This window comes from Streptomyces sp. DH37 (assembly GCF_029813835.1).
Classification (GTDB): domain Bacteria; phylum Actinomycetota; class Actinomycetes; order Streptomycetales; family Streptomycetaceae; genus Streptomyces.
In genome coordinates, this window is sequence record NZ_JARVKV010000054.1 from 25,700 (window position 1) to 49,154 (window position 23,455).

20 protein-coding genes are annotated in these 23,455 nt (G+C 74.6%); 15 read left to right on the forward strand and 5 right to left on the reverse strand.

Annotation, left to right across the window (positions count from 1 at the left end; translation table 11 throughout):
- Nucleotides 1-33 precede the first annotated feature (33 nt).
- From QC029_RS22895 to aceE, 7 genes are all read left to right on the forward strand, one after another.
- Entirely contained in the window at nt 34-1,155 is a 1,122-nt protein-coding gene (locus QC029_RS22895; RefSeq protein WP_279557639.1) for a nicotinate-nucleotide--dimethylbenzimidazole phosphoribosyltransferase, read from the forward strand.
- A gap of 40 nt (nt 1,156-1,195) precedes the next feature.
- Complete coding sequence (locus tag QC029_RS22900) at nt 1,196-2,038, forward strand: adenosylcobinamide-GDP ribazoletransferase (protein ID WP_279557640.1); 843 nt, start codon at nt 1,196-1,198, stop codon at nt 2,036-2,038.
- A 180-nt stretch (nt 2,039-2,218) separates the two neighbouring features.
- Nucleotides 2,219-3,802: a leucyl aminopeptidase gene (locus QC029_RS22905; RefSeq protein WP_279557641.1), complete on the forward strand. Its 1,584-nt coding sequence runs from the start codon at nt 2,219-2,221 to the stop codon at nt 3,800-3,802.
- 365 nt (nt 3,803-4,167) lie between these two features.
- Entirely contained in the window at nt 4,168-5,556 is a 1,389-nt protein-coding gene (lpdA, locus tag QC029_RS22910) for a dihydrolipoyl dehydrogenase (protein ID WP_279557642.1), read from the forward strand.
- 59 nt (nt 5,557-5,615) lie between these two features.
- Entirely contained in the window at nt 5,616-7,457 is a 1,842-nt protein-coding gene (gene sucB, locus QC029_RS22915; protein ID WP_279557643.1) for a 2-oxoglutarate dehydrogenase, E2 component, dihydrolipoamide succinyltransferase, read from the forward strand.
- Between the two features lie 110 nt (nt 7,458-7,567).
- Nucleotides 7,568-8,191, forward strand: coding sequence for a GntR family transcriptional regulator (locus QC029_RS22920; RefSeq protein WP_279557644.1), 624 nt, complete (start codon nt 7,568-7,570; stop codon nt 8,189-8,191).
- Between the two features lie 145 nt (nt 8,192-8,336).
- Entirely contained in the window at nt 8,337-11,030 is a 2,694-nt protein-coding gene (gene aceE / locus QC029_RS22925) for a pyruvate dehydrogenase (acetyl-transferring), homodimeric type (protein ID WP_279557645.1), read from the forward strand.
- Between the two features lie 59 nt (nt 11,031-11,089).
- Here aceE and QC029_RS22930 read toward each other — a convergent pair whose 3' ends face one another.
- Together QC029_RS22930 and QC029_RS22935 are read right to left on the reverse strand one after the other, a co-directional pair.
- Entirely contained in the window at nt 11,090-11,239 is a 150-nt protein-coding gene (locus QC029_RS22930) for a methionine/alanine import family NSS transporter small subunit (protein WP_279557646.1), read from the reverse strand.
- On the reverse strand, nt 11,239-12,792 hold the full coding sequence (locus QC029_RS22935; RefSeq protein ID WP_279557647.1) for a sodium-dependent transporter: 1,554 nt from the start codon (nt 12,790-12,792) through the stop codon (nt 11,239-11,241). Before QC029_RS22935 ends, QC029_RS22930 begins: the two co-directional genes overlap by 1 nt.
- A gap of 90 nt (nt 12,793-12,882) precedes the next feature.
- Between QC029_RS22935 and QC029_RS22940 the strand changes: the two genes are divergently transcribed.
- Nucleotides 12,883-13,848, forward strand: coding sequence for a YafY family protein (locus QC029_RS22940; protein WP_279557648.1), 966 nt, complete (start codon nt 12,883-12,885; stop codon nt 13,846-13,848).
- A 54-nt stretch (nt 13,849-13,902) separates the two neighbouring features.
- Here QC029_RS22940 and QC029_RS22945 read toward each other — a convergent pair whose 3' ends face one another.
- On the reverse strand, nt 13,903-14,871 hold the full coding sequence (locus QC029_RS22945) for an SDR family oxidoreductase (RefSeq protein WP_279557649.1): 969 nt from the start codon (nt 14,869-14,871) through the stop codon (nt 13,903-13,905).
- Nucleotides 14,872-15,038: 167 nt separating this feature from the next.
- Here QC029_RS22945 and QC029_RS22950 point away from each other — a divergent pair, with 167 nt between their 5' ends.
- Nucleotides 15,039-15,566, forward strand: a complete 528-nt coding sequence (locus QC029_RS22950; protein ID WP_279557659.1) for a DUF4240 domain-containing protein — start codon at nt 15,039-15,041, stop codon at nt 15,564-15,566.
- Here the strand turns inward: QC029_RS22950 and QC029_RS22955 are convergent.
- Nucleotides 15,547-16,092, reverse strand: a complete 546-nt coding sequence (locus QC029_RS22955) for a GNAT family N-acetyltransferase (RefSeq protein ID WP_279557650.1) — start codon at nt 16,090-16,092, stop codon at nt 15,547-15,549. The two genes, QC029_RS22950 and QC029_RS22955, sit on opposite strands and share 20 nt — an antisense overlap.
- Nucleotides 16,093-16,142: 50 nt before the next feature.
- Between QC029_RS22955 and QC029_RS22960 the strand changes: the two genes are divergently transcribed.
- Together QC029_RS22960 and QC029_RS22965 are read left to right on the forward strand one after the other, a co-directional pair.
- Nucleotides 16,143-17,033 (forward strand): TIGR01777 family oxidoreductase, encoded by an 891-nt coding sequence (locus tag QC029_RS22960; protein WP_279557651.1) that lies wholly within the window; start codon nt 16,143-16,145, stop codon nt 17,031-17,033.
- Nucleotides 17,034-17,295: 262 nt separating this feature from the next.
- Complete coding sequence (locus QC029_RS22965) at nt 17,296-18,699, forward strand: FAD-dependent oxidoreductase (protein ID WP_279557652.1); 1,404 nt, start codon at nt 17,296-17,298, stop codon at nt 18,697-18,699.
- An 87-nt stretch (nt 18,700-18,786) separates the two neighbouring features.
- Here the strand turns inward: QC029_RS22965 and QC029_RS22970 are convergent, their stop codons facing one another.
- Nucleotides 18,787-20,283, reverse strand: coding sequence for a regulator (locus tag QC029_RS22970; protein WP_279557653.1), 1,497 nt, complete (start codon nt 20,281-20,283; stop codon nt 18,787-18,789).
- 276 nt (nt 20,284-20,559) lie between these two features.
- Here QC029_RS22970 and lipB point away from each other — a divergent pair, with 276 nt between their 5' ends.
- The 4 genes from lipB to QC029_RS22990 all read left to right on the forward strand — a co-directional run bounded on the left by lipB (nt 20,560) and on the right by QC029_RS22990 (nt 23,387).
- The gene (gene lipB, locus QC029_RS22975) at nt 20,560-21,339 is read left to right on the forward strand and encodes a lipoyl(octanoyl) transferase LipB (protein ID WP_279557654.1); all 780 of its coding nucleotides are present in this window, start codon (nt 20,560-20,562) and stop codon (nt 21,337-21,339) included.
- 75 nt (nt 21,340-21,414) lie between these two features.
- A complete protein-coding gene (lipA, locus tag QC029_RS22980) occupies nt 21,415-22,353 on the forward strand; it encodes a lipoyl synthase (RefSeq protein ID WP_279557655.1) in 939 nt (312 codons plus the stop codon).
- Nucleotides 22,354-22,507: 154 nt separating this feature from the next.
- Nucleotides 22,508-22,687 carry a hypothetical protein gene (locus QC029_RS22985; protein ID WP_279557656.1) on the forward strand — a complete coding sequence of 60 codons (180 nt, stop codon included), beginning with the start codon at nt 22,508-22,510 and terminating at the stop codon, nt 22,685-22,687.
- Nucleotides 22,688-22,697: 10 nt separating this feature from the next.
- Entirely contained in the window at nt 22,698-23,387 is a 690-nt protein-coding gene (locus QC029_RS22990) for a DUF4191 domain-containing protein (protein ID WP_279557657.1), read from the forward strand.
- Nucleotides 23,388-23,455: the final 68 nt, after the last annotated feature.

Sequence of the window (23,455 nt, forward strand, 5' to 3'; positions counted from 1 at the left end):
GGAGGCGGACGGGGGGACGGTAGTGTCGGCCGCATGAGCGACGGCAGCCTGAACCTCGACGACTTCGGCGACCTCATCGAACGTCCCGACAGCGGCGTCCGCCGGGACGCCGAGGACCGACGCGCCCGGACCGGACTGCCGGCCGGGGCGCTGGGGCGGCTGGACGAGCTGGGCGAGTGGCTGGCGGCGGCGCAGGCCCGCGTCCCCGTCGAGCCGGTCTCGCGGCCCAGGGCCGTGCTGTTCGCCGGCGACCACGGGGTGGCGGAGCTGGGCGTCTCCGCCCGGCCCGCGGGCGGCGCGCACACCCTGGTGCGCGCCGTGCTGGACGGCACGAGCCCGGTGGCGGTGCTGGCCCGCCGCTTCGACGTGCCGCTGCGGATCGTCGACATGTCGCTGGACTGCGACCCGGACGAGCTGCCCGCGGAGGTCACCCGCCACCGCGTGCGGCGCTCCGGCGGGCGGCTGGACGTCGAGGACACCCTGACCGCCGAGGAGGCCGAGCGCGCCTTCAGGGCGGGGATGGCCGTCGCCGACGAGGAGGCCGACGCCGGGACCGACCTGGTGGTCCTGGGCGACATCTCCGTCGGCGGCACCACGGCGGCCGGGGTGCTGGTCGCCGCCCTGTGCGGCACCGACGCCTCCGTGGTCACCGGCCGCGGCGGCGGGCACATCGACGACCTCGCCTGGATGCGCAAGTGCGCGGCCATCCGCGACGGCCTGCGCCGCGCCCGGCCCGTGCTCGGCGACCAGCTGCGGCTGCTGGCGGCCGTCGGCGGGGCGGACCTGACCGCGATCACCGGTTTCCTCCTCCAGTCGGCCGTGCGCCGCACCCCCGTGATCCTCGACGGCGTGGTCTCGGCCGCGTGCGCGCTGGTCGCCCAGCGCGTGGCGTTCCGCGCGCCGGACTGGTGGCTGGCCGGGCAGGCCGGCGGCGAGCCCGCGCAGGCCAAGGCGCTGGACCGGATGGCGCTCGACCCGCTGCTGGACCACGGCGTCACCGCGGGCGAGGGCACCGGCGCCCTGCTCGCCCTCCCCCTGGTCCGGGCGGCGGCCGCGCTGGCGGCGGAGCTGCCGGTGCGGGAGCCGGAGGACGCCGGGGAACCGGGGGAGGACGCGGGCCGGGCGGGCGCCGCGGAGATGCTCGACGTCACCTGAGCGGCCCGGGCGCGTACGGCCGCCCGGTAGCCTGCGCCCGATGGACACCACGCCGCAGCCTCCCCGGGATCCGGAACCGTCCCCGGCCCCCGCGTCCCCGCCGCCGCCCGCCGGCGTGCCGGACGGGATCCGCTTCGCCTTCGGCACGCTCACCGTGCTGCCGGTGTCCGGGGCCCGCTGGGACCGGTCCGCCGCCCGCGCCGGCATGGTGTGCGCGCCGCTGGCCGGCCTGGTGGTCGGGCTGTGCGCGGCCGCGGCCGGGGGCGCCGCGCTGCTGCTGGGCGCCTCCCCGCTGCTCGCGGCGGTCGCCACCGTCGCCGTGCCCGCCGTACTCACCCGCGGCCTGCACCTGGACGGGCTGGCGGACGTCGCCGACGGGCTGGGCAGCGGCCGGCCCGCCGAGGGCGCGCTGGAGGTGATGAAGCGCTCCGACATCGGCCCGTTCGGGGTGGTCGCGCTGCTGCTGGTGCTGCTCGCCCAGGTCGCGGCCGTCGCCGGGCTGTACGCCGCAGGCTGGGCGTGGGGCGCGGTGGCGGTGGCGGTGTCGGCGGTGGCCGCCCGCGCCGCGCTGACGCTCGCCGCCCGCGAGGGCGTCCCCGCGGCCCGCCCCGGTGGGCTGGGGGCCGCGGTCGCGGGCGCGGTGCCCTCGCGCTCCGCGGTCCTGACCGGCGCGGCGGCGGTGCTGGCGGCGGCGGGCGCGGGCGCGCTGTGGGGTCCGTACGGGGCCGTGCGGTGCGCCGCGGCGGTCGTCCTGGCGCTGGGCGCGGCGGAACTGCTGCTGGGCCGCTGCCGCCGCAGACTGGGCGGGGTGACCGGCGACGTCTTCGGCGGAGTGTGCGAAACCGCTCTCACCACCTCCCTGGTGGTGCTTGCGCTGGGTTGACGCCCCTCGGAGAATTCCGCGGGACGGTCCGTGCTTCCGTCACGCCCCGCCCAGCGGCCGGTCCCCGGGCCGGTCCGGAGCCGACACCGCGGCCTCCCGGGCCGCGACGTAGGCTCGGCCCGTGCCCGAAGCCGTGCACATCCACTCGGCTTGACCATCGGAAGAGGGATTCCCACCACTGTGTCTGCTCTCACTCTCAGTTCCTCGTCCGCCGCGACGCTGCGCGCGGACGCCGTCGTCGTCGGCGTGGCCAAGGGCCCGGAGGGGCCCGTGGTCGCTCCGGGCGGCGAGACCCTGGACCAGGCGTTCGGCGGCGGGCTGGCCGCCGCCTTGGAGACCCTCGGCGCCTCGGGCGGCGAGGGTGAGGTCACCAAGCTGCCGGCGCCGGACGGGGTGAAGGCGGACCTGGTGCTGGCGGTCGGGCTCGGTGACGTCCCGGCCGGGGACGGGGCGTACGACCCGGAGGCGCTGCGCCGCGCGGCCGGCGCGGCGGCCCGCGCGCTGGCCGGCCGGAAGAAGGCCGGCTTCGCCCTGCCGACCGGGGACGAGGCGTCGTTCGCCGCCGTCTGCGAGGGCGCGCTGCTGGGCGCCTACGCCTTCACCGCGTACCGCGGGAAGAGCGACAAGAACGCCAAGGACGCCAAGGACGGCAAGGGCGCCAAGGGCAGGGGCAGGGCCGGGAAGGGCGGGGACGGCGACGCCGGGGCCCCGCTCGCCGAGGTCACCGTGCTCGGCGCCAAGCCGCGCGACAAGGCCCACAAGGCCGCCGCCGAGCGCGCCGAGGTGCTGGCCGCCGAGGTCAACCGCGCCCGCGACCTGGTCAACACCCCCTCCAACGACCTGTTCCCGAAGTCCTTCGCCGCCGCCGTCCAGAGCGCGGCCAAGGAGCACGGGCTGACGGTGGAGGTCCTGGACGAGAAGGCCCTGGCCAAGGGCGGCTACGGCGGCATCCTCGGCGTCGGGCGGGGCTCGGCGAACCCGCCGCGCCTGGTGCGCCTGTCGTACACGCACTCCAGGGCGAAGAAGACCCTGGCCCTGGTGGGCAAGGGCATCACCTACGACTCGGGCGGCATCTCGCTGAAGCCGGCCGGCCACAACGAGACCATGAAGTGCGACATGAGCGGCGCCGCCGCCGTCTTCGCCGCCGTGGTCGCCGCCGCCCGGCTGGGCCTGCGGGTGAACGTCACCGGCTGGCTGGCGCTGGCGGAGAACATGCCGTCGGGCACCGCGACCCGGCCGGGCGACGTCCTGACCATGTACAGCGGCAAGACGGTCGAGGTGCTCAACACCGACGCCGAGGGCCGCCTGGTGCTGGCCGACGCCCTGACCCGCGCGTGCGAGGAGAAGCCGGACGCGGTGGTGGACGTGGCGACCCTGACCGGCGCGATGATGCTGGCGCTGGGCAGCCGCACGTTCGGCGTCATGGCCAACGACGACGCCTTCCGCACGGCCGTCCACGAACTGGCGACCGAGGCGGGCGAGCCGTCGTGGCCGATGCCGCTCCCCGCCCACCTGCGCAAGGGCATGGACTCGCCCATCGCCGACATCGCCAACATGGGCGAGCGGATGGGCGGCGGCCTGGTGGCCGGCCTGTTCCTGAAGGAGTTCGTCCCGGAGGGCACCACCTGGGCGCACCTGGACATCGCGGGCCCGGCCTTCAACGAGTCCGGCCCCTTCGGCTACACCCCCAAGGGCGGCACCGGCTGCGCGGTGCGCACCCTGGTCCGGCTCGCCGAGCGCGCGGCGGCGGGCGACGTCGTCTGACCGGTGCCTGACCGGTGCCCGACCGGTCCGGTACGTGACCTTCCGCCGAGGCCCCGGACACCCAGCGTGTCCGGGGCCTCGGCGCTCCCCGGCCCCCTCGGGACCCGGCGCGTTCGCTGTGAGCGATCAGGGTGCGCCTACTCTCCGGTAGACACGCGTACCCGCTCGCAATCCTCCTGTTCACGTGGGTATGAGGGGTTCGGACACCGGCCCGCCGTCCCACTGCCCGCCGACAAGTGCAAAGATGTTGTCTCGGCAGGACAGGGCCCGCTCAACCCACAGGGCCGAGCAAGAAGCGGCCGAACATACAGCCGCCCGGTCTCCGACGGACCGGCTCCGGCGTACCCATGCATGGAGGACGTGACGTGGCGAACGACGCCAGCACCGTTTTCGACCTAGTGATCCTCGGAGGCGGTAGCGGCGGTTATGCCGCTGCCCTGCGGGCTTCGCAGCTGGGTCTGGACGTCGCCCTGATCGAGAAGGACAAGGTCGGCGGTACCTGTCTGCACTACGGATGCATCCCGACGAAGGCCCTGCTGCACGCCGGCGAGGTGGCCGACTCCGCGCGCGAGAGCGCCGAGTTCGGCGTCCGCGCCACGTTCGAGGGCATCGACATGGCGGCCGTCCACAAGTACAAGGACGGCGTGATCTCGGGCCTGTACAAGGGTCTGCAGGGGCTGATCGCCTCCCGCAAGATCACCTACGTGGAGGGCGAGGGCCGGCTGTCCTCCCCGACCTCGGTGGACGTGAACGGGCAGCGCTACGAGGGCCGGCACGTCCTGCTGGCCACCGGCTCGGTGCCCAAGTCGATCCCGGGTCTGGAGATCGACGGCAACCGGATCATCAACTCCGACCACGCGCTGAAGCTGGACCGCGTGCCGCAGTCCGTCGTCATCCTGGGCGGCGGCGTCATCGGCTGCGAGTTCGCCTCCGCGTGGAAGTCGTTCGGCACCGACGTCACCATCGTCGAGGGCCTGCCCCACCTGGTGCCCGCCGAGGACGAGAACAGCTCCAAGCTGCTGGAGCGCGCCTTCCGCAAGCGCGGCATCAAGTTCTCGCTCGGCTCCTTCTTCGAGAAGGCGGAGTACACCGAGAACGGCGTCAAGGTCTCCCTCGCCAACGGCAAGGAGTACGAGGCCGAGCTGCTGCTCGTCGCCATCGGCCGCGGCCCGGTCTCGCAGGGCCTGGGCTACGAGGAGGCCGGGGTGAACATGGACCGCGGCTACGTCCTGGTCGACGAGTACTGCCGCACCAACGTGCCCACCATCTCCGCCGTCGGCGACCTCATCCCCACCCTCCAGCTCGCGCACGTCGGCTTCGCCGAGGGCATCCTGGTGGCCGAGCGGCTGGCCGGGCTGGACGTCGTGCCGATCGACTACGACGGCGTGCCGCGCGTGACGTACAGCCACCCGGAGGTCGCCTCCGTCGGTCTGACCGAGGCCAAGGCCAAGGAGATCCACGGTGCGGACAAGGTCGTGACGCTGAAGTACAACCTGGGCGGCAACGGCAGGAGCAAGATCCTCAAGACGCAGGGCGAGATCAAGCTCGTGCAGGTCCGCGACGGTGCCGTGGTCGGCGTCCACATGGTCGGTGACCGGATGGGCGAGCAGGTCGGCGAGGCCCAGCTCATCTACAACTGGGAGGCTCTGCCCGCCGAGGTCGCGCAGCTCGTCCACGCGCACCCGACGCAGAACGAGGCCCTCGGCGAGGCCCACCTGGCCCTGGCCGGCAAGCCGCTGCACTCCCACGACTGACACTCCCGGGCGCGAGAGCACCACGCCATTCGCACTTTTCGTTAGGAGCAACCGAAACCATGGCGGTTTCCGTAACCCTGCCGGCGCTCGGCGAGAGCGTCACCGAGGGCACCGTCACCCGCTGGCTGAAGGCCGAGGGTGAGCGCGTCGAGGCCGACGAGCCCCTGCTGGAGGTCTCGACCGACAAGGTCGACACCGAGATCCCCGCCCCCGCCTCCGGCGTCCTGTCCTCCATCAAGGTCGCCGAGGACGAGACGGTCGAGGTCGGCGCCGAGCTGGCCGTGATCGACGACGGCAGCGGCGCCCCGGCCGAGGCCCCCGCCCAGGCGGAGGCGCCGGCCGCCGCCGAGGCCCCGGCGCCCGAGCCGCAGCCCGAGCCCCAGCCCCAGGCCGCTCCCGCCCCGGCGCAGGCCCGGGAAGCCCCTGCGCAGCCCGCGCAGGCGCAGGCCGAGGCCCCGCAGCAGGCGGCCCCGTCGGGCGGCGCGGCGGAAGGCACCGACGTGGTGCTGCCGGCGCTCGGCGAGTCCGTCACCGAGGGCACCGTCACCCGCTGGCTGAAGTCGGTCGGCGAGGAGGTCGAGGCCGACGAGCCCCTGCTGGAGGTCTCGACCGACAAGGTCGACACCGAGATCCCCGCTCCCGCCTCCGGCACCCTGCTGGAGATCCTGGTGGGCGAGGACGAGACGGCGGAGGTCGGCGCGAAGCTGGCCGTGATCGGCGCCGCCGGTGCCGCTCCGGCCCAGGCCCCGGCTCCGGCGCAGCCCGAGCCGCAGGCCGCCCAGGCCCCGGCCCAGCCCGAGCCGCAGGCCCAGCCCGAGCCGCAGGCCGAGGCGCCCGCCCCGGCTCCGGCGCCCGAGCCCCAGGCCGCTCCCGCCCCGGCCCAGGCCCAGCCTCAGGCCGCCCCCGCCCCGGCGCAGCAGGCGCCCGCCGCCCAGGCCCCGGCTCCCGCCCAGGCCTCCGGCGGCGAGGGCGCCTACGTGACCCCGCTGGTGCGCAAGCTCGCCGCCGAGAACGACGTCGACCTGTCCACCGTCAAGGGCACCGGCGTCGGCGGCCGCATCCGCAAGCAGGACGTCGTCTCCGCCGCCCGTCAGGCGGCGGCGGCCCGGGAGCAGGCCGCCCAGGCCCCGGCCCAGGCGGCGCCGGCCGGGCGCGGTCCGGCCAAGGCCGAGCCGTCGCCGCTGCGCGGCCAGACGGTGCCGATGACCCGCATCCGCAAGGTCATCGCCGAGAACATGATGAAGGCGCTGCACAGCCAGGCGCAGCTGTCCTCCGTGGTCGAGGTGGACGTCACGCGGATCATGCGGCTGAGGGCCCGGGCCAAGGAGGACTTCCTGGCCCGCGAGGGCGTCAAGCTCTCCCCGATGCCGTTCTTCGTCAAGGCCGCCGCCGAGGCGCTGAAGGCCCACCCGTCGATCAACGCCAAGATCAACGACGACGGCACCGTGACCTACCACGACGTCGAGAACATCGGCATCGCGGTGGACTCGGAGAAGGGCCTGATGGTCCCGGTCATCAAGGGCGCGGGCGACCTCAACCTGGCCGGCATCGCCAAGAAGACCGCCGAGCTGGCGGGCAAGGTCCGCACCGGCAAGCTCAGCCCGGACGACATGTCCGGCGGCACGTTCACGATCAGCAACACCGGCTCGCGCGGTGCGCTGTTCGACACGATCATCGTGAACTACCCGCAGGTGGCCGAGCTGGGCATCGGCGCCACCGTGCGCCGCCCGGTCGTGGTGGACCACCCGGAGCTGGGCGAGACCATCGCCATCCGGGACATGGTCTACCTGACCCTGTCCTACGACCACCAGCTGGTCGACGGCGCGGACGCCGCCCGCTACCTGACGGACGTCAAGGCCCGTCTGGAGGCCGGCGAGTTCGAGGGCGAGCTGGGTCTCTGAGCGGCCCCTCCGCACGGCGGCGCCCCCGTCCCGGATCTCCTCCGGGCGGGGGCGCCGCCGTGTGGACGGCCGTATCGTCGTTGTCCTCCCCGTCCCGAGAAGGAGCCTCCATGGTCCCGCCCGTCGTCCACTCCCTGCGCGAGCAGATCCGCGAGCACATCGTGGAGGGCATCGTCAGCGGGCGCTGGAAGCCGGGCGAGCGCATCGTGGAGCGGCGGATCGCGGTGGAGCTGGAGGTCAGCCAGACGCCCGTGCGCGAGGCGCTGCGCGAGCTGGAGGCGCTGCGGCTGATCGAGTCGGCCCCGAACAAGGGCGTACGGGTGCGGAACCTGACGGCGGCCGACCTGGAGGAGATCTACCCGGTGCGGGCCGGGCTGGAGCAGATCGCGGCCGAGCTGGCCTGCGGCCGCCTGGCCGAGGACGTCTCGGCGCTCGAGGGGCACGTGGCGCGGCTGTACGAGGCCGACCGCGCCGGGGACGGCGAGGCGCAGGTGCGGCACACGGTCGCCTTCCACCGGGAACTGGTGCGCGCCTCCGGCAACAGCGTGCTGCTGCACACCTGGGAGTCGCTGGGCATCGGGGTGTGGACCGCGCTCGCCATCCGCTGGCTGGGCACCCGGCAGCAGTCGTACGCCGAGGAGCACGAGGCGGTCGTCGAGGCGTTCCGCCGGCGCGATCCGCGCATCGGCGAACTGGTCAAGGAGCACGTCCTGGGGTGTGCACCCCGTGCCTGATCAGCGGCACTGAATGCCAATTTCGTCCGTCCGGCACTTTTTCGCCTCCCACCCTTTGATCGATCATCGATCGTGGGCGTACAGTCCGGCAGTGGGTGTGACACCCCCCGCCCCCCTGTCCCGTCCCGTCCGGAAGGCGGCCACCGTGACCGACGCCGAACGCACCCCCAGCGAGCTCGACCAGCTCGTCGACCGCGACCCCGAGGAGACCGCCGAGTGGGCCGCGTCCCTGGACGCCGTCACCCGCGAGGCCGGTCCGCACCGGGCGGCGTACCTGATGCGGCGCACCCTGGAGCACGCCGGCCGCACCGGGCTCGGCCTGCCCCCGCTGCTGGAGACGGACTACGTCAACACCGTCCCCACCGCCGCCGAGCCCGCCTTCCCCGGCGACGAGGAGATGGAGCGGCGGATCGCCGCCTGGAACCGCTGGAACGCGGCCGCCATGGTCACCCGCGGCTCCCGCTTCGGCGTCGGCGGCCACATCGCGACCTTCGCCTCCGCCGCCTGGCTGTACGAGACCGGCTTCAACCACTTCTTCCGCGGCAAGGAGTCGCCCGAGGCCCCCGGCTCCGGCGACCAGCTCTACATCCAGGGCCACGCCTCCCCCGGCATCTACGCCCGCGCCTTCCTCGACGGACGGCTGACCGAGGCGCAGCTGGACAACTTCCGCCGGGAGGCGGGCGGCGGCGGCCTGCCCTCCTATCCGCACCCGCGCCGGCTGCCCTGGCTGTGGGAGTTCCCCACCGTCTCCATGGGCCTGGGCCCGCTCTCCGCGATCTACCAGGCCCGCTTCAACCGCTACCTGACCGGGCGCGGCATCAAGGACACCTCCGGCTCGCACGTGTGGGCCTTCCTCGGCGACGGCGAGATGGACGAGCCCGAGTCGACCGCCGCGCTCGCCCTCGCCGGGCGCGAGGGGCTGGACAACCTCACCTTCGTGGTCAACTGCAACCTCCAGCGCCTCGACGGCCCGGTCCGCGCCAACTTCAGGATCGTGCAGGAGCTGGAGGCCCAGTTCCGCGCCGCGGGCTGGCACGTGGTCAAGTCGCTGTGGGGCTCCGCCTGGGACGAGCTGTTCGCCCTGGACACCACGGGCGCGCTGGTCAGGCGGCTGCGCGAGGTGCCCGACGCGCAGTTCCAGACGTACGCCACCCGCGACGCCGCCTACATCCGCGAGCACTTCTTCGGCGCCGACCCGGCCCTGGTGGAGATGGCGAAGGTGCTGAGCGACGCGAAGATCACCGAGTGCTTCCACACCTCGCGCGGCGGCCACGAGCCCCGCAAGGTGTACGCCGCCTACCGGGCCGCGCTCGCGCACCGGGGCGCGCCGACCGTGATCCTGGCGCAGACGGTCAAGGGCCACACCCTCGGCGCGGGCTTCGAGTCCAAGAACGCCAACCACCAGATGAAGAAGCTGACGACCGACGAGTTCAAGGGCATGCGCGACCTGCTCGGACTGCCGATCCCGGACAGCGCCTTCGACGACGGCCCGGTGCCCTACGGCCACCCCGGCGCCGACTCCCCCGAGGTCCGCTACCTCGCCGAGCGCCGCGCCGCCCTCGGCGGCCCCGCCCCGGCCCGCCGCACGCACCCGGTACCGGCCCTGCCCGAGCCGTCCGAGCGCGCCTTCCGGGCCCTGGAGAAGGGGTCGGGCAAGCAGGAGATGGCCACGACCATGGCGTTCGTACGCCTGGTCAAGGACCTGATGCGGGACAAGGAGACCGGCCGGCGGTGGGTCCCGATCGTCCCCGACGAGGCGCGCACCTTCGGCATGGAGTCGCTGTTCCCCTCGGTCGGCATCTACTCGCCCAAGGGCCAGACGTACGAGCCGGTCGACCGCGACCAGCTGATGTACTACAAGGAGGCGAGGGACGGGCAGATCCTCAACGAGGGGATCACCGAGGCCGGCGCCATGGCCGACTTCATCGCCGCCGCCACGTCGTACGCCACGCACGGCGAGCCGATGATCCCGTTCTACATCTTCTACTCGATGTTCGGCTGGCAGCGCACCGGCGACCAGATGTGGCAGCTCGCCGACCAGCTCGGCCGCGGCTTCGTCGTCGGCGCCACCGCGGGACGCACCACGCTCACCGGCGAGGGCCTGCAGCACGCCGACGGCCACTCCCACCTGATCGCGGCCACCAACCCGGCCTCGCTCAACTACGACCCGGCGTTCGCCTACGAGATCGCGGTGATCGTGCGCGACGGCCTGCGCCGGATGTACGGGCCGCGGCAGGAGGACGTCTTCTACTACCTGACCGTCTACAACGAGCCGAAGGTCCAGCCGCCCATGCCCGAGGGCGTGGAGGAGGGCATCCTCAGGGGGCTGTACCGCTTCCGCGAGGGCACCCCGGCCCTCTCCCCCTCCGGCGTCGCCGCCCCGCGCATCCAGCTGCTGGCCTCGGGGACCGCCATCCACTGGGCGCTGGACGCCCAGCGCCTCCTCGCCGACGACTGGGGCGTGACCGCCGACGTGTGGTCCGCCACCTCCTGGAGCGAGCTGCGCCGCGATGCCCTGTCCTGCGACGCGGCGCAGCTCAACGGCGAGGACCGGGTCCCGTACGTCACCCGCGCGCTCAGCGGCGCGCCCGGCCCGGTCCTCGCCGTCAGCGACTGGATGCGGGCGGTCCCGGACCAGATCAGCCAGTGGGTCGAGCAGGACTGGTCCTCGCTGGGCACCGACGGCTTCGGTCTGTCGGACACCCGCGAGGCGGCCCGCCGCCACTTCGGCGTGGACGCCGAGTCGATCACGGTGTCGGCCCTGGACCGGCTGGCCCGGCGCGGCGAGGTCAAGCGGGAGACGGTGCGGGAGGCGGCCGAGCGCTACGGCCTGGCCTGACGGCCCCTCCGGGCCGGTGCGCCCGACCCCCGGCGAGGGTCGGGCGCGCCGGCCCCGGGTCAGCCGTCCTCCGGCAGCCTCCCCAGCTCCGGCTCCGGTTCCGGCCCCGGGTCGTCGGGGTGGCCGCGGAGCTTGAGGACGGCCGCCAGCAGCCCGCCCCACACCACGACCATGGCGACGATCATCATCACGACGGCGCCCGTGGACATCAGTACCTCCCCTCCGCGGTGTCATGGGGTTCCGTGCCCGCCGGTTCCGTGCCGCGTGGCCAGGGGATCAGGGAGGCCAGGACGGCGAAGACCAGCGCGCCCAGGGCGACCGCCCATCCCGACCAGAACAGGAACCCGGTCGGGTAGCCCCCGTAGTTCTCGTCGAGCTCGCCCCGCAGGCTGTCGACCATCATCCAGCCCAGCACCAGCGGGGTGACGACCCCCAGGGCCAGGCGCCACCACACGCCCAGCCGGACGGCGGAGGTGGCGTCCGCGTCCCGCTGGAGCACCGGCAGCCTGCGCAGCACCCAGGCGATGACGATCACCGAGACCAGGGACGCCAGGGCGATGCCGTACCGGTTGATGAAGTGGTCGGCGGCGTCCAGCAGGTACAGCCCGCTGTCGGTGGGGAAGAGCAGGATGGAGACCAGGGCCGTCAGCCCTCCGGCGCCGAGCACCGCCGGGACGCGTCCGATGCCGGTCTTGTCCTGCACCGAGGCGACCACCACCTCCACGATGGAGATCAGCGAGGTGAAGCCGGCGATGACCAGGGAGCCGAAGAACAGCAGCCCGAACAGGACGCCCAGCGGCATGTTCGAGATGATCGTCGGGAAGGCGACGAAGGCCAGTCCGATGCCGTCGGTGACGGTCTCCCCCACCGGCGTCCCGCTGGAGACGGAGAGGAAGCCGAGCGTGGCGAAGACCCCGATGCCCGCCAGGATCTCGAAGGAGCTGTTGGCGAATCCGGCGACCAGCGCGGAGCCGGTGATGTCGGCCCGGCGCCGCAGGTAGGAGGCGTAGGTGATCATGATGCCGAAGCCGACCGAGAGCGAGAAGAAGATCTGCCCGTAGGCCGCGACCCAGACGCCGCCCTCGGCCAGCGCCCCCCAGTCGGGCGAGAACAGCGCGTCCAGGCCGGTCGCGGCGCCGTCCAGGGTGACCGCCCGGACCACCAGGACGCAGAAGAAGAGCACCAGCAGCGGGATGAAGATCTTGTTGGCCGTCTCGATGCCGCGCCGCACCCCCAGGGCCAGGACCGTCAGGACCGCGATCCAGATGACCAGCAGCGGCCAGAACACCCCGCCGACGTAGGAGGAGATCCAGCCGGGCGCCTCGGCGGTGCGCAGGAAGTCGCCGAAGAAGTAGGCGTTCGGGTCGTCGCCCCACTGCTCCCCGACCGAGAACCCCACGTACCGCACGGCCCAGGCCAGGATGACGGCGTAGTAGGCGGCGATGACGAAGGAGACCGCCACCTGCCACCAGCCGATCGCCTGCGCCGGGCCGGACATCCGGCGGAACGCCCCCGGCGGGGACTTGCGGTAGCGGCGGCCGAGCGTGTACTCGAGGACCAGCAGCGGGAGTCCCGCCGTCAACAGGGCGATCAGGTAGGGCAGCAGGAACGCCCCGCCGCCGTTCTTGTAGGCCTCGGACGGGAAGCGCCAGATGTTGCCGAGTCCGATGGCCGAGCCGATCGCCGCCAGCAGGAAGCCCGTGCGGGACCCCCACTGGGCACGGGGTGGGGTCGTCGGGGTGCCGCTGGATTCAGTAGCCATATGCGACGTTCCTTGACTTTTGTCCCTACAGGTTGACAGCACGCTAACAGTGCTCACGGCACCGCGCGCTCCGGCGGGATGATAGGGCGCATGCGCGCTGCCCGGCTGATCAGGATGGTTCTGCTGCTCCAGACGCGGCGGTCGATGACCGCCGCCGAACTGGCGGAGCGGCTGGAGGTCTCCGAGCGCACCGTCGCCCGCGACGTGCTGGCGCTGTCGGAGGCGGGGATCCCCGTCTACGCCGACCGGGGCCGCGCCGGCGGCTACCGGCTGGTCGGCGGCTACCGCACCCGGCTGACCGGACTGGGGCGGGACGAGGCGGAGGCGCTGTTCCTGTCCGGGGTGCCCGCCGCGCTGCGGGACATGGGCCTGGCGGACGCGGCGTCGGCCGCCCGGCTGAAGGTGGCGGCGGCGCTCACGCCCGAGCTGGCGGACGCCCCGCACAGCGCGGCGCAGCGGTTCCACCTGGACGCCCCGGGGTGGTGGCAGCCGCCCACCACCCCCGAGGTGCTGCCGGAGCTGGCCGAGGCCGTGTGGGGCGACCGGCCGGTCGCCGCCCGCTACCGCCGCCGGGACGGCGGCGAGGTGGAGCGGACGCTGGAGCCGTACGGCCTGGTCCTCAAGGCGGGCGTGTGGTACCTCGTGGCCCGCGCCGACGGCGATCCGCGCGTCTACCGGGTGGACCGCTTCGCCTCCGTCGCCCCGCTGGACGGGCGGTTCGAGCGGGACGGGGAGTTCGACCTGCCCTCTTTCTGGGAGGAGCGCGCCGCCTCCTTCGCCCGCTCGATCCTGCGCGAGACCGCGGTGGTGCGGCTGACGGAGGCCGGCGCGCGTGCGCTGCGGTACGCCGCCGACCGCGCCGCGGCCGAGGAGGCGCTGGAGCGGGGGGAGACCGACGGGCGGGGACGGACGACCGTCACCCTGCCCGTCGAGTCCCTGGACGTCGCCTACAGCCAGCTGCTCGCCCTCGGCCCGGAGTGCGAGGTGCTCGGCCCGCCCGAGCTGCGCGAGCGCATGGCGCGGGCGGCCGAGCGGATGGCCGGGCTCTACGCGTAGGGCGCGACGCACGGGCCCTACGCGGAGGGCGCGGAGCCTTGCGCCCCTGCGCCCCTACCGGTACTCCTCCACCCCCGCCTCCTTCCCGCCGTGGACGACCTCGATGAAGTAGCGCCAGCCGTCCGGCCGCGACCCGTCGGTGTCGGTGAAGCCGTACTCCTGCGCGAGCTGCCCGCTGGACAGCGACTGCCCGTTCCAGCGCGCCACGTCCGGGTCGCACGCCAGCGCCGCGACCGCCCGGCCGATGTAGGCGGGCGACTCGGCGATCGCGAAGTGCGGCTCCCGGGCGACCGCGTCGCGCCAGTTCTCCTCCGTCACCCCGAAGCCGTCGAGCATCTCCTCCGAGCGCAGGAAGCCCGGGGAGACGCAGACCGCCGTGCAGCCGTACTCCCTCAGCTCCTCGGCCAGGCCGAAGGCCGCCCGGATCGGGGCGTTCTTGGCGAGGTCGAAGAAGAGGTTGCCGCGGTACCGGGGACCGTTGTACTCCGCCGTGCCGTCGGTGACCTCCACCACCAGCCCGCCCGGCCGCCGGATCAGCAGCGGCAGCGCGAAGTGGCTGGTGACCAGGTGGGTCTCCACCCCGAGCCGCAGCATCCGCAGGCCCTTCTCCAGCTCGACCTCCCACACCTTCGTGTCGAAGTCGAGCAGGTGGTCCCCGCCCCAGACGTCGTTGACCAGGACGTCGAGCCGCCCGTGGTCGCGGTCGATCCGCTCCACCAGCGCGCGGACCCGCTCCGGCTCCAGGTGGTCGACCGGCACCGCGACGCCGGTGCCGCCCGCCGCCGTGACCAGCTCGGCGGTCTCCTCGATGGTCTCGGTCGCGCGCCCCACCTCGCTGACGTTCCCGCGCGTGGTGCGGCCGGTGACGTACACCGTCGCGCCCGCCCGGCCCAGCTCCACGGCCATGGCCCGGCCCGCGCCCCGCGTCGCCCCCGCCACCAGGGCGACCTTGCCCCTCAGGTCCCTCGCGGCCCTCGCGTCCCCCTCATCCCTCGTGTCCCTCGCCGCCGCTGCCGTGCTCATGCGTGTGTCCTCCCGCGTGTGCGTGACGCCTTGTGCGTGCCGGGCACGCTGCCACCGATACCGGACACCTCCTGTCGGGTTTTCCCGCCGGCCCGGGCCGGGTACCCCGCCGGTCCGGCGTGGCGCGTGCGGGTCCCGGCGGCAAGGCGGATCCTGGTCCCGTGACGATGCACGAGACGGAGTTCTGGGAGCTGGTCGACGGCACCCGCGAGGCCGCCGGAGGCGATCCGGTGGACCACGCCGAGCTGCTCGTCGACCGGCTGACGCAGCTCGACCCGGAGACCGTCGTGGACTTCGCCCGCCACTTCGAGGCCCGGGTGAACCGGGCCTGGCGCTGGGAGGTGTGGGGCGCGGCCTGGGTGCTGCTGGACGGGGCGAGCGACGACGTCTTCGACTCCTTCCGCTGCTGGCTGGTCGGCCAGGGCCGGAAGGTGTTCGAGGGTGCGCTGCACGACCCGGACTCGCTCGCCGGACTGCTGGAGGACTTCGACCCGGACGTGGACGGCGAGGGCGACGACATCGGCGGCGCGGCCGACGAGGCCTACGAGCGGCTCACCGGCCTGGAACTGCCCGACCTGGGCCTGCCCGACCCGCCCCCGGAACCCGAGGGCACACCCGTGGACTTCGAGGACGAACGGGCCCTGGCCGCGGCCTTCCCCCGGCTGTGGGAGCGGTTCAGGGAGCCGGAGGCGTGACGGGGGCGGGCCGGGCCGCCGCGGGCCCCGCGGCGGTCAGCGAGCGCCCCATCAGCACGTCGTCCGCGTAGCCGCCCTCCAGCAGGAACTCCCCGGGCAGCACGCCCTCCACCGCGAAGCCCTCCGACGCGTACAGCGCCCGCGCGGGCGCGTTGTGGCCCAGCACCCGCAGAGTGATCCGCGAAGCGCCCTGCCGCCGCGCCTCGTCCATCGCCGCCCGCAGCAGCGCCCGGCCCACGCCCCGGCCGCGCGCCCCGTCGTCCACCACCAGCCCCTGGATCTGGCGGACGTGGGCGTTGCAGGCGAGCCGGGTGGGCCGTGCCAGCCGCACGTACCCCGCGAGGCGCCCGTCCAGCTCGGCGACGAGGAACTGCCGGGGCCGGTGGGTCGTGTCGAAGAAGGGGTCGTACGGCGGCTGCGGCCTGGGGGTCACCGCGTGCACCGGCGACCAGGTGCGCCGGTCCAGGTCCCCGAGGGCGTCCTCGTCCCCGGGCTCGGCGGATCGTATGACGGGCTGTACGGACATGCCGGTCACTGTGCCTCGCCATCCACCCGCGCGTCCACCAGGATGGCCCCATGCGCATCGCGGTCACCGGCTCGTCCGGTCTCATCGGCCAGGCCCTCCTGGACTCCCTGCACGCGGACGGGCACGAGACGGTCCGCCTGGTGCGGCGCCCGGCGCGGTCCGGGGACGAGGTGGAGTGGGACCCCGAGCGGCAGTACGTGGACGCCGCCGGGCTGGTGGGCTGCGAGGCGGTGGTGCACCTGGCGGGGGCGGGCGTCGGGGACCGCCGCTGGACCGAGGGGTACAAGCGGACGATCCGCGACAGCCGGGTCCTGGGCACGGCCGCGGTCGCCGAGGCCCTGGCCTCGCTCGACGTCCCGCCGCGCACCCTGGTGGTCGGCACCGCCGTCGGCTGGTACGGCGACACCGGCGACCGCGCCGTGGACGAGGACGCGCCGCCCGGGCACGGCTTCCTCGCCGACGTCTGCCAGGAGTGGGAGGAGGCCGCCGCGCCGGCCGAGGAGGCGGGCATCCGGACCGTGTACGCCCGCACCGGGCTGGTGGTCTCCCGCTCCGGCGGGGCGTGGGGACGGCTGTTCCCCGTCTTCAGGGCGGGTCTGGGCGGGCCGCTGGGCAGCGGGCGCCAGTACTGGAGCCACATCGCGCTGCACGACCACATCGCCGCGCTGCGGCACCTGCTGGACACCGAGGAGCTGTCCGGGCCGGTCAACCTGACCGCGCCCGAGCCGGTCACCCAGCGGGAGGTGGCCGCCGCGATGGGGCGGGTGCTGCGCCGCCCGGCCGTCCTGCCCGTGCCCGCGCCCGTGCTGCGCGCGGTGCTGGGCGAGTTCTCGGTGGACGTGCTCGGCAGCCAGCGGGTGCTGCCCCGGCGGCTGCTGGAGTCCGGCTTCGTCTTCGCCTTCCCCGGCATCGAGGACGCCGTCAGGGCGGCGCTGCGCTGAGCCCCCGGCCGGGCGCCTTCCGGCCGGCTGCGCGACCGGTGCGCGGCCGGTGCGCGAGTGACGCACGAGCCGTATCCGACCGGTGTGCGACCGTCGTACACCCGTGCGCGACCGGTGTGCGACCGTGCCCGGTCCGTGCGCGACTGTCCGTGATCGCCCGCTTCCCTAGGGTCGGCTAGAAAGCGCGCGTCGGACGCGTCCTCGGAGGGCAGGAACCCCCCGGACGTCCGCTCGCGCCGCAGCGTCGACCACGGGAGGGCCCATGCCCGGCAGCGCACTCCGTCCGAACCCCGGCCGGGACCGGGACACCACCGACGTCGTCGTGATCGGCGCGGGCCTGGCGGGCCTGGCCGCCGCGCGTCGTCTGACCGGCGCCGGGCTGGGCGTCACCGTGCTGGAGGCGGCCGACTCCGTCGGGGGCCGGATGGCGACCGAGGAGATCGACGGCTACCGGCTGGACCGCGACGGCCGGCCGCTGTCGTCCGGCTGGCCCGAGCTGCGCCACTGCCCCGGTCTGGAGGCGCTCGACCTGCGCCCCTTCGGCTCCGGGGTGCTGATCCGCAGCGGCGACCGCGGACTGCGCGTCGGCGCGCCCCGCACCGCCCGCCACCCCCGGGGGGCCAGGAGCGCCAGGAGCGCGCGGGGTGCGCGGGGTGCGCGGGCCGCGGTGGGCGCCCTGGCCGGCGCCCGGCGCCCGCTGGGCAGCGCCCTCGGCACCACACTGGATCTGGCGCGGCTGCACGCGCAGCTCGCCCGGCTCGCCTCGACCCCGGCCGAGCGCCTGGACCTGCGCCCCGAGCGGTCCGCCGCCCAGGCCCTGGCCGTCCGCGGCCTGCCGCCCCGTACGGCCGAGAGCCTGCTGCGCCCCCTGCTCGGCGCGCTGCTGTGCGACCCGGAGCTGACGACCTCCAGCCGGATCGGCGACCTGGTGCTGCGCGACTTCGCCCGCGGCGGCCTGTGCCTGCCCGCGGGCGGCGCGGCGGCCCTGCCCCGGGCCCTGGCGGACGGGCTGCCGCCCGGCACCGTCCGCACCGGCGTGCGCGCCCTCTCCGTGGCCGTGAACGCCGTGGTGACGCGCGACCACGGCACGATCCGCTGCCGCGCGGTGCTCATCGCCACCGGTGCGCACGACGCGGCCGAGCTGCTGCCGGGCCTGCGGGTGCCGGACTTCCGCCCGGTCACCGTGCTGCACCACGCGGTGGACGCCGGCCGGGCGCCGACGGACGAACCGCTGCTGCTGCTCGACGCCGACCGGCGCGGCCCGGTGGCGTACACCACCGTCGCCAGCGCCGTGGACCCCTCGCGCGCCCGGCCGGGCGGCGCGCTGGTCACCTCGGTGGTGCTGGGCGCCGCCGCGTCCGAACCGGTCGCCGAGCTGGACCGGGCGGCGCGCGCCCAGCTCGCCGGGCTGTACGGCGTCCCGACCGGCCGCTGGGAGCTGCTGGCCGCCCACCACGACCCGCGGGCCGTGCCCGCCACTCCCGCGCCGCACGATCCGCGGCGCCCGGTCCGGGTGCTGTACGGCCTCTACGTCTGCGGCGACCACCGCGACACCGCCGACGTCCGGGGCGCCCTGCGCTCGGCCCGGCGCGCCGCGGACGCGATCCGCCGCGACTTCGGCATCCGGCCGCTCCCGGGGGACCCGGCCCTGCCCGCCGCGGCCTGAGGCGGACATGACCGTGCCGCCGCGTGGCGGCGCGGCGGCACGGTCGGCCGAGTGGCCGGGTGGGGCCCGGGGGTGCGGTCCGGGCCGTCAGACGAGGGCGGCGACGCGCTCGCGGTAGGTGCGCACCGGGGTCGCGTCCCGGTACGGCTCCAGACGGCGCTCGAAGTCCTTGACGTACTCGTGCGCCCGCACCGAGCGCATCTCCGCGGCCTGCTGCGCCGACTCCGCGGCCAGGGCGCACGCCTGCTCCACGTCGCCCAGCCCCAGCCGGGCCGTGGCCAGCACCATCCGGCAGAACAGCCTGCTGCGCACATAGCCCGAACCCCGCAGCTGCAGGGAGCGTTCGGCGTGCTGGGCCGCCGCGCGGTACTGCTGGAGGTCCCGGTGGCAGTGGCCGAACTCGTCGGCGAGCTGCGCCTCGTCGAAGAACCGCGCCCAGTGCGGCGCCTCGTCGCCCGGCCGGGCCTGCTCCAGCGCCCGCTCGGCGCGGGCCAGCGACGCCGTGCAGGCCCGCACCTCGCCCAGCACCCCGTGCCCGCGGGCCTCCACCGCGTGGAGCAGCGCCTGGACCACCGGCGGCACCGAGGACCCGACGCCCTGCTGGGCGACCCGCGCCAGCTGCACCGCCTCCCGGCCGTGCCCGAGGTACACCGCCTGCCTGCTCATCGTCACCAGGACGTAGCTGCCGTACGCCCGGTCCCCCGCGGCCTGGGACAGCCGCAGCGCCTGGACGAAGTAGCGCTGCGCCAGCCCGTGGGCGGCGATGTCGTACGCCGTCCACCCCGCCAGGCGCGTCAGGTCGGCCACCGCCGCGAACAGCCGGCGCCCGGTCTGCTCCCCGTAGGCGCCGCGCAGCATCGGCTCGGCCTCGTGCTCCAGGTAGCGCACCAGCGCCTGCCGGGCGTGGCCGCCGCCGTAGGCGTGGTCGAGGGTGCGGAACAGCTCGCCGACCGAGCGCAGGGCGGCGACGTCCCCGGCCGTGATCCGCTGCCCGGGCCCCCGCTCCACCCGCTCGATCCGGGCCGCCTGCCCCACCCGGGGCGGCGGTACGGCGGCGGGGCCCGGCAGGGGCGCGCGGCCCTGCGGGGGCACCCTGGGGGCCTCCGGCGCGGGCTCGCCGCGCGCGACCCGCTCGTCGGGGCGGCCGATCAGCCAGTCCCGGCTGGGCACCACCAGCCCGGCCGGGGTGAAGGCGATCTTGCGCAGCTCGGCGTGGTTCCCGGTGTCCTTGCGCCACAGCCCGCCGACGATGTCCACCGCCTCGCTCGGCGTGGCCGCGAACTCCAGCCCGGCGTAGACCGGCGCGCACGCGTCCAGGCCCAGGTCCTGGGCGGTGAGCCTGCGGCCCAGGCGGCGGGTGAAGACCTCGGCGATCAGCGCGGGGGTCGTGCCGCGCGGCTGCTGGCCGCGCAGCCAGCGCGTCACCGAGGTCTTGTCGTACCGGAGGTCCAGTCCGTGCTCCAACCCGAGCTGGTCGACCCGCCGGGCGAGGCCGGCGTTGGAGAACCCGGCCTCGGCGATGAGCGCGGCGAGCTGGCGGTTGGGGGTGCGCTGGGAGGATTTCCCAGGTCGTTCCGTCGACATCGGCTTTGCGGTCTCCTGCCTCACGGCTTGGGGTACGACAGACGCCGGGGCGCCCTGCTGGAACGGCGCGAATGTAGCCGCCCGGCCCGTCCCGCCGGGGGTCTGCGCGGAGGTTTCATCCATACGTGTGAGTGACGGCGGGGAACGGAACCGCTCGGCCGCGTCCCTCCGCCACCCGGCCCACCCCGCCGGTTCCCCTCCCCCGCGCCGTACAGTGGCTGCCGGGACGTGGAACGACGTGGGCCGCGGCCCGAGACGACCGGAGGAGGAGCCGCCGTGAGCGAGCTGCGCTTTGTCCACCTGGGCTTCGGTGACGACGCCGTGGAGTATCTGGAGGCGTGGCAGAGGCAGCGCGAGGTCCACGCGGCCCGCTTCGCCGACGAGATCCCCGACACCTGCCTGCTCCTGGAGCACCGGCCGGTGTACACCGCCGGGCGCCGCACCGAGGACAGCGAGCGCCCCCTGGACGGCACCCCCGTGGTGGACGTGGACCGCGGCGGCAAGATCACCTGGCACGGCCCGGGCCAGCTCGTCGGCTACCCGATCCTCAAGCTGCCGCGCCCGGTGGACGTGGTCGCCCACGTACGGCGGCTGGAGGAGGCGCTGATCCGCACCTGCGCGGAGTTCGGCCTGGAGACCACCCGGATCGAGGGCCGCAGCGGGGTGTGGGTGCTGGGCGCCCCGGAGCGACGGCCCGGGCTGGGCGGCCTGGACCTGGACTTCGACCCGAGGCTGACGGACGAGGAGTACGACCCGAGACTGCGCGGCCCGGAGTACGCCCCCTCCAACGCCGGCCAGCGCGGCGACGACCGCAAGCTCGCCGCCATCGGCATCCGCGTCGCCAAGGGCGTCACCATGCACGGCTTCGCGCTGAACTGCGACTCCGACAACACCGGGTACGACCGCATCGTGCCCTGCGGCATCCGGGACGCCGGCGTCACCTCGATCTCGCAGGAGCTGGGCAGGACGGTGACCGTCGCGGAGGTGCTGCCCGTGGTGGAGAAGCACCTGCGCGCGGTGCTGGAGTCGGTGGAACCGCTGCCCCGCGCCGTCTGATCCGAACAAGCCAAGGCGTACCCTGGTGTCCGCCGAAGATTCAAAGGCCATCCAACACAAAGGGGAGTGCCGGACGTGTCCGCTGTCGCACCCGACGGTAGGAAGCTGCTGCGCCTGGAGGTCCGGAACAGCCAGACCCCCATCGAGCGCAAGCCCGAGTGGATCAAGACCCGGGCGAAGATGGGCCCCGAGTACAACGCGCTGCAGTCCCTGGTGAAGCGCGAGGGCCTGCACACGGTGTGCCAGGAGGCCGGCTGCCCCAACATCTTCGAGTGCTGGGAGGACCGCGAGGCCACCTTCCTCATCGGAGGCGAGCAGTGCACCCGGCGCTGCGACTTCTGCCAGATCGACACCGGCAAGCCCGCCGAGTTCGACCGCGACGAGCCGCGCCGGGTGGCCGAGTCCGTCCGGCAGATGGAGCTGCGGTACGCCACGGTCACCGGCGTCGCGCGCGACGACCTGGAGGACGGCGGCGCCTGGCTGTACGCCGAGACCGTCCGCCAGATCCACGCGCTGATGCCGGACACCGGCGTCGAGCTGCTGATCCCGGACTTCAACGCGGTGCCCGAGCAGCTCGCCGAGGTCTTCTCCTCGCGCCCGGAGGTGCTGGCGCACAACGTCGAGACGGTCCCGCGGATCTTCAAGCGCATCCGCCCCGCCTTCCGCTACGAGCGGTCGCTGGAGGTGATCACCCGGGCCCGCGCGGAGGGGCTGGTCACCAAGTCCAACCTGATCCTCGGGCTCGGCGAGACGCGCGAGGAGGTCAGCCAGGCCCTGCGCGACCTGCACGAGGCCGGCTGCGAGCTGATCACCATCACCCAGTACCTGCGCCCCTCGCCGCGGCACCACCCCGTGGAGCGCTGGGTGAAGCCGCAGGAGTTCGTGGAGCTGAAGGACGAGGCGGACGAGATCGGCTTCGCCGGTGTCATGTCGGGTCCGCTGGTCCGCTCCTCCTACCGCGCCGGACGCCTGTACCAGCAGGCGGTCGAGCGCCGGGGCGCCACCGCGGCGTGACGCCCCGCCCCTCCCCCGGCCTGATCCGCTCGCCCGGCTCCCGGCGTCTTTGACCCTCCCGTCACCCGCTGGTAACACCGTTCGGCGAGGGTGGGACCACGGACCGCCCGCGCCACCGGCCCCGCGGGGCCAGCCATGGGGAGGGGACCTCTCGGTGCACACCACCACACGGATCCTGGGAAGACTGGAAGGGCTGCTGCTGCCCGGCGGGCAGCGCACCGCGCGCCGCAACGCCTGGACGGCCGTCCTGGAGGACCGCCGCCGGGCGCGGGCGCGGGCAGAGGCCGCCGCGGTCCTGGAGGCCGCGGGGACCGGGCGCAGAAGGGCGACGTAGACTTCGCTGTATGGCGAGGAAGGAAACATCCGAGAATCCGGGGCGGCTCAAGCAGATCGCCCTGACGTACAAGATGACGCGGCGCGTCGACAAGTCGATCGGCTTCGTCCTCGCGGGCGTGGGGCTCGTCACCTTCGGTGTTCTCCTCGCGATCGGCTTCTGGATCGGCCACCCGGTCTACCTGGGCATCCTGGGCTTCCTGCTCGCCTTCCTGGCGATGGCGATCGTCTTCGGCCGACGGGCCGAGCGGGCGGCGTTCAGCCAGATGGAGGGCCAGCCGGGCGCGGCGGCCGCCGTCCTGGACAACATCGGCCGCGGCTGGACGGTCACCCCGGCGGTGGCCGTGAACCGGCAGCAGGACGTCGTCCACCGGGCCGTGGGCAAGGCGGGCATCGTCCTCGTCGGTGAGGGCAACCCGAACCGGGTGCGCGGCCTGATCGCCTCCGAGAAGAAGCGCATGGCGCGCATCGTCGGCGGGGTCCCGGTCCACGACGTGGTCGTGGGCACCGGCGAGGGCCAGACGGAGCTGAAGAAGCTCCGCACCAAGCTGCTCAAGTTCCCCCGGGTGCTCCAGGGCCCCCAGGTCACGGAGACCAACGACCGGCTGCGTGCCATGGGCGACCTGATGAACAACCTGCCGATGCCCAAGGGGCCGATGCCCCGCGGCATGCGGATGCCCAAGGGCCCGACCCGCCGCTGAGGCGCTGACGGACCACCGTACGGACACGGCGGACACGGCGGAGGCCCGGAACTCGGACGAGTTCCGGG

What these genes read in the sequence shown, in the direction of transcription:
- QC029_RS22895 (WP_279557639.1), top strand. Translation starts at nt 34, where the DNA reads ATGAGCGACGGCAGCCTGAACCTCGACGACTTCGGCGACCTCATCGAA.
- QC029_RS22940 (WP_279557648.1), top strand. Translation starts at nt 12,883, where the DNA reads ATGCGCGCTGCCCGGCTGATCAGGATGGTTCTGCTGCTCCAGACGCGG.
- QC029_RS22955 (WP_279557650.1), bottom strand. Translation starts at nt 16,092, where the DNA reads ATGTCCGTACAGCCCGTCATACGATCCGCCGAGCCCGGGGACGAGGAC.
- QC029_RS22950 (WP_279557659.1), top strand. Translation starts at nt 15,039, where the DNA reads ATGCACGAGACGGAGTTCTGGGAGCTGGTCGACGGCACCCGCGAGGCC.
- QC029_RS22970 (WP_279557653.1), bottom strand. Translation starts at nt 20,283, where the DNA reads ATGTCGACGGAACGACCTGGGAAATCCTCCCAGCGCACCCCCAACCGC.
- QC029_RS22930 (WP_279557646.1), bottom strand. Translation starts at nt 11,239, where the DNA reads ATGTCCACGGGCGCCGTCGTGATGATGATCGTCGCCATGGTCGTGGTG.
- QC029_RS22920 (WP_279557644.1), top strand. Translation starts at nt 7,568, where the DNA reads ATGGTCCCGCCCGTCGTCCACTCCCTGCGCGAGCAGATCCGCGAGCAC.
- QC029_RS22990 (WP_279557657.1), top strand. Translation starts at nt 22,698, where the DNA reads ATGGCGAGGAAGGAAACATCCGAGAATCCGGGGCGGCTCAAGCAGATC.
- QC029_RS22935 (WP_279557647.1), bottom strand. Translation starts at nt 12,792, where the DNA reads ATGGCTACTGAATCCAGCGGCACCCCGACGACCCCACCCCGTGCCCAG.
- QC029_RS22945 (WP_279557649.1), bottom strand. Translation starts at nt 14,871, where the DNA reads ATGAGCACGGCAGCGGCGGCGAGGGACACGAGGGATGAGGGGGACGCG.
- QC029_RS22900 (WP_279557640.1), top strand. Translation starts at nt 1,196, where the DNA reads ATGGACACCACGCCGCAGCCTCCCCGGGATCCGGAACCGTCCCCGGCC.
- sucB (WP_279557643.1), top strand. Translation starts at nt 5,616, where the DNA reads ATGGCGGTTTCCGTAACCCTGCCGGCGCTCGGCGAGAGCGTCACCGAG.
- QC029_RS22965 (WP_279557652.1), top strand. Translation starts at nt 17,296, where the DNA reads ATGCCCGGCAGCGCACTCCGTCCGAACCCCGGCCGGGACCGGGACACC.
- QC029_RS22960 (WP_279557651.1), top strand. Translation starts at nt 16,143, where the DNA reads ATGCGCATCGCGGTCACCGGCTCGTCCGGTCTCATCGGCCAGGCCCTC.